Origin of the sequence: Enterococcus sp. HMSC076E04 (assembly GCF_001814285.1) — a bacterium.
In the GTDB taxonomy this organism is placed as follows: domain Bacteria; phylum Bacillota; class Bacilli; order Lactobacillales; family Enterococcaceae; genus Enterococcus_B; species Enterococcus_B lactis.
On record NZ_KV815565.1, the window covers coordinates 1 to 504 of the forward strand.

At 40.1% G+C, this 504-nt stretch carries 1 protein-coding gene; it reads right to left on the bottom strand.

Annotation, left to right across the window (positions count from 1 at the left end; all coding sequences use genetic code 11):
- Positions 1-114: 114 nt before the first annotated feature.
- A partial coding sequence (locus HMPREF2961_RS01575; RefSeq protein ID WP_141752999.1) for an IS3 family transposase occupies positions 115-504 on the bottom strand: 390 nt, incomplete at its 5' end.

The window sequence follows — 504 nt, forward strand, 5'->3', positions numbered from 1 at the left end:
TTTTTTTGACAAATTTTATAAGGTGCAGAACTTCTTTCCGTATGCTATTCCGATTGTCCTTGACAATGAGCCTCCTCGGATGTGACGATCTTCGGCAGGAGCTAACAGTTAAAGTTAGACTGCCTCGCTAGCGTTAGCACATCCGAGCTCATTATCAAGGATTCGCTGCGCCAATCTCTGGTTACGGTAACCAACCGGTGTCTCGTAGCCAAGTGTACCGTGCAACCGAAGGTGGTTCCACCAATTGACATAGTCAAATAACTCCAAATCCAATTGTTGTAAGGTTTCAAATGTGTATTGATAGACAAATTCTACTTTCAACGACTTATAAGTTGATTCAGCTACGGCATTATCAAAAGGACAGCCTTTATGACTCAATGATCGATTGATGTCAAAAGTTGTTAATAATTCATCAATAGCTTGGTTATCAAACTCTTTTCCACGATCAGTATGAAAAATCTCAACCTCTGTCAGAGGTTGTTTGATACGGCTAAATGCTTTTTT